5 protein-coding genes are annotated in these 4220 nt (G+C 33.2%); all 5 read right to left on the bottom strand.

Translation table 11 applies throughout. From position 1 onward, the window contains the following. The coding region (locus PHQ99_07960; GenBank protein MDD4289505.1) for an AMIN domain-containing protein at positions 1-679 on the bottom strand (679 nt) is incomplete at its 3' end. Beyond that, a complete protein-coding gene (locus tag PHQ99_07955) occupies positions 669-1343 on the bottom strand; it encodes a hypothetical protein (protein MDD4289504.1) in 675 nt (224 codons plus the stop codon). The genes PHQ99_07960 and PHQ99_07955, both read right to left, overlap by 11 nt. A gap of 1 nt (position 1344) precedes the next feature. Next, entirely contained in the window at positions 1345-1893 is a 549-nt protein-coding gene (gene pilO, locus PHQ99_07950) for a type 4a pilus biogenesis protein PilO (GenBank protein MDD4289503.1), read from the bottom strand. 12 nt (positions 1894-1905) lie between these two features. Continuing rightward, entirely contained in the window at positions 1906-2523 is a 618-nt protein-coding gene (locus tag PHQ99_07945) for a PilN domain-containing protein (protein ID MDD4289502.1), read from the bottom strand. A 12-nt stretch (positions 2524-2535) separates the two neighbouring features. Continuing rightward, the gene (pilM, locus tag PHQ99_07940) at positions 2536-3684 is read right to left on the bottom strand and encodes a type IV pilus assembly protein PilM (GenBank protein ID MDD4289501.1); all 1149 of its coding nucleotides are present in this window, start codon (positions 3682-3684) and stop codon (positions 2536-2538) included. Positions 3685-4220: the final 536 nt, after the last annotated feature.

Below are 4220 nucleotides of genomic sequence, written 5' to 3'. Positions count from 1 at the left end.
TATTTACACCACTTAACATTGATAATGTACGAATAGCATCAACTACTTCGGTTTCTTTCAAATTTAATGTAATAGGGACATCAACCTGATCAACTAATGAAGGTACATATGCTTCCCTTTGATCCTGAATCTTCTTTATTTCGTCAGCAGAAAGGGGTTCAACTGTATATACTTGTTTTTCGGGAACCAAAAATTCATAATAATCATATATATTTATTTGTAGAAGCTGTCCGGTCGAATCCAATGCCATATCATAATCTACCTTTTGAAACAAATCAATTACAAAACGTACTTTATCAACATCTAATTGTCCGCACCTGACCTGTTTAACAGAGCCCATATTCAAGAATAGAGTATTTTTTACCAATTCATCAATATCATAATCAGCTTGGTTAATATCAATAACAATCCGTTCCGGGTCACTAATATACATTGTTTCATAATTACTTATTGGCTTGTCGGCTTTAATTGTAACCCTGGTAAAATTGGGTACTTTTCTATACCATATATTTGTTACAGTAATATTATTCTGGGTCTGAGCTGAACATGTATCTGCTAAGCAAAAAATTAATAAAAATATTAAAAATATTAAAACTTGGATTTTTATAAATCCATTTAATGTGTTTGTCAGGCCGGTCTTTCTTTTTATTTCTGTGTTATTTGGCATTTTATCCTTCATTGGTTGCTCCCCCACCTCCTAAATTCAAAGAAATCTCGAAACCATTAATATCGATTATGACTTTATCATCTGTAATCGATTTAATTAAAAATTTATCTAAAATAATATCATTTTCTTTAACAATATAGGTTTCACTGTCAATTTCTAAAATAGCCAGTTTATTGTCTCCGGCTGAAATCAGCCCGGTAAATTTACTATTAGGAGGCATTTCCGGCTGAACAAAGCGGCGCACGGCTTCTTCAGAATTTAGTGTTCCGGCTATTTCTTGCTCCTCTTCTTCCAGATATACTGTGCTTACTACTCTCTGGAATGGATTGCGTGATACAGGTATTTCGTAAGGCTCATATGTATATACTTTTGTCTGGTAGCTTTCATGTCTCTGTCTGATCTCTTTTTCAAATAGAGACAGTTCCTCTTCAATTTCCTCTTCCTCTGATACTACACCATTTTCACCATTAGAAACAGAACCTGAAACATTTGATGTGTTAGTTCTTGAAGAAACAGCTACAGAAGTGTTTTCGGATACAGTCTGTTCTCGCTGACCCCCTCCAAAAGGATTAAGTGCAAATAAAGAATCAATGATATCAGGTTTAAACCAATAAATGGCAGTTATTACAGCCAATATAATTAATATAACTAATAAAAAACGATTTAATCTGCTCAATTTACTGATTTCCTTTCATTAAAACATAGGTAAACATATTCATTGTTACATTAACATTCCCCTCATCGCCTGTCGGATTAAGCCTTAAATCTCTTACATCAACAATTCTGGGGAAATTTTCTAACCTATCCAGAAACTTAATTATTTCAAAATAATTTGCTGTATATGTTAAGTTAATTGGTAAACGCGCATAAATAGCATCTCTTTCCTGGGTTAAATTTTGTGGTGAAAAATTTGAAAAATCAATATTGAATTCATCCATTGTTTCCTGCAGAAGAACTAAGAAATCCGGAATATCTTTCTCCTTTGGCAATAATACTTCCACAAATACTAATCTTTCTGTGAGTTCCTGGTATTCCAGTTTTAAATCCTCGAGTCTGGCAGCAATTCGCTTACCCTCGGCAATCTGATTATTTAGAGAATATATTTGTTGATCTAAATTATCAATTCTGTCTTTTCTCGGCTGATAAATAAAGGAATAGTTAAGATATGCAAAAACGATAAGAAAAATTATAAATATTATTATCTTCATCCTTTTGTTTAATTTCAAAATATTTCCCCTTTATTTACCCTGTAAATTGTCAGTTTCTTCCGGCATACGATAAGGAGTAAAAACACCGGATAGTTGAAAATTAACCGTATCGACACTTCTATCATATTCCTGAATCCTGGTACTCTGTTTTCGAATATACTGCAGTTCTATTGCATCAAAACGCTCATGGTCTTTTAGTGTATTCATATATTGAGCAACAAGATAATTATTAAAAGTGTTTGCAGAAAAGCTGAAAGTTTGATTGGCATTAATACTTAAATTGCTCAGCCATACTTCAGGTAAAGTAGTTTCGCTAAAATCACCTAAAACTCTTGTAAGACGTGACTGATTCCTTATTAACCCCTCGATAACCTCAACACGTTCTGCTAATTCAGCCTTATCTTTTTCCAGATTCCTTACTTCCTGAATCACTTTATTAATTGCGGCAAGCTGCACTTGCAGATTATTGACTTCATTTTCCTTAGTAAAAATAGTATTCTCGAGGCTATAATACATATATGCTGATCCGGCAAATAAAACAAGAACAAGCAAGATTATCAGCACCCTGAAAATATTAAACTTCTCTTTTTCTTTATACTCTTCCGGTAGAAGATTAATATCACGAATTATGTTTGTATTTTTTGCCATAACCTATAATTCTTACCTTTCTCTTTTTGCCAGACCTATGGCAGTAGCCAAGGAACGCTTATATCTTTCCAAATTATCTATATTCACATCACCCTGGTTAATGTCTATACCCTTCAACGGGTTTGCCATTACTATTGTTATACCAAACTGCTGCTTAAGAGCTTGCCCGATATTAGACATAGCTGCCATTCCTCCAGTTAAAATAATTCTCTGGTAAGCAACTTTCTGGTATTGGGTTTTGTAATAGTTCAATGATTTTCTTATTTCATTGAATATATCATTAACACCGATTCTAATGAGCTTTGTAACCTGCTCCTTATTTGGGATTTCATCTTCTTCCTCAGTATTCTTCATGTTTTTTTCTTCATGTTCATGTTCAGGAGAAGCTTCCTGTTCATTATCTTTATTTTCCTGCAATTTTACAGGAGTTAATCCTACTCTTCTTTTTAATCTCTCTGCTTCATCAAAGGTAATCTCCAGTTCTTTTACCAATAACCTGTTAATATCATCTCCGCCCTTTAAAATAGTACGGGTAAATTTTAGCCTGTCACCTTCAATTAAGGTAATTTCAGTAGTACTAGCCCCCATAGAAATAATTACATCCATTTTTGTTCCATCTTCTTCATTAGAGGGAGCAGGCAAAAGATAGCTGTCAAAGGCACGCATCTGCGCATTTGAAACAATATCAACTACCTTGGGTTGTATCCTGACATTTTTTAAAACGGTAATCTGCTGATCTACAATGCTTTTGGGAGCGGCTACCAGTAAAACTTTCATCATCTGGCTGCCTTCTTTTTCTTCTAATTCTTCAATTTTTTTAGCATCAAGCAAAGATTCCTTTAAGTCATAAGGGACATATTTTGGTGCTTCCCATTGCAAGCCTTCGATAAGTTCCTTTTCATTCATTATAGGAGTGGTAATTTCCCGTACGATAACTTTCTGTCCGGTAATAGCAATAATTCCTTTTTTCTCACGTATTCCTTTTTTTCTGAGCATCTTTTCCAGCGCCTGGGTTACCAAGTCTGAATCTTTAATTTCTCCGTGCATAATACTATCAGGAGGAGTCAGTACAATGCCAAAATTATCAATGCGAAAACCTTTTCCCGTCCTGCTAAGTTGTACTGCCTTTATTGATCGAGCACCAAAGTCAATTGCTAACATCTTTACTCCTTGTAAAATCGTATATCGTATTACATATACCGTATATCGTTTAAAATAATGTTTTCAGTTTACTTCCCTCTCCCCTCGGAGGGAGAGGGTCAGGGTGAGGGGGACTATTTCACCCGCACCTTTATCCTCCCCCCTCAAGGGGGAGGAGATGTAAAATCAAGTTATCATTTTTTAGTTTTCAGTTTACAGTTTATAGTTTAAAACAAATAAATTACAAAACAATTATAAAGTACAAATTTGCAACTCTTTAAAACCCAAAAATCTTATTTTAAATTCAACTTACAAAATAATAGTTAGTAATTAATTACAGATACTTAACTGACATACGCTAAACATTAACTAATAACAAATGAATAAACTTTTTTTCATTATATATAATTATTTTTTAAATGGCAATTTATTTTACATTATTTGATACTTTTTTTATAAAATTATATTCTATTGGTCTATCTTTAAGTTGTTTGTTATTTATATACTATTATAATACAATCAATTATAATATACTATATTTCCTGCCAGGAAACTTT

This window comes from Atribacterota bacterium (genome assembly GCA_028703475.1).
Classification (GTDB): domain Bacteria; phylum Atribacterota; class Phoenicimicrobiia; order Phoenicimicrobiales; family Stramentimicrobiaceae; genus JAQVMU01.
This window is presented reverse-complemented; position numbering and strand designations above follow the sequence as displayed.

What these genes read in the sequence shown, in the direction of transcription:
- PHQ99_07945 (MDD4289502.1), bottom strand. Translation starts at nt 2,523, where the DNA reads ATGGCAAAAAATACAAACATAATTCGTGATATTAATCTTCTACCGGAA.
- pilM (MDD4289501.1), bottom strand. Translation starts at nt 3,684, where the DNA reads ATGTTAGCAATTGACTTTGGTGCTCGATCAATAAAGGCAGTACAACTT.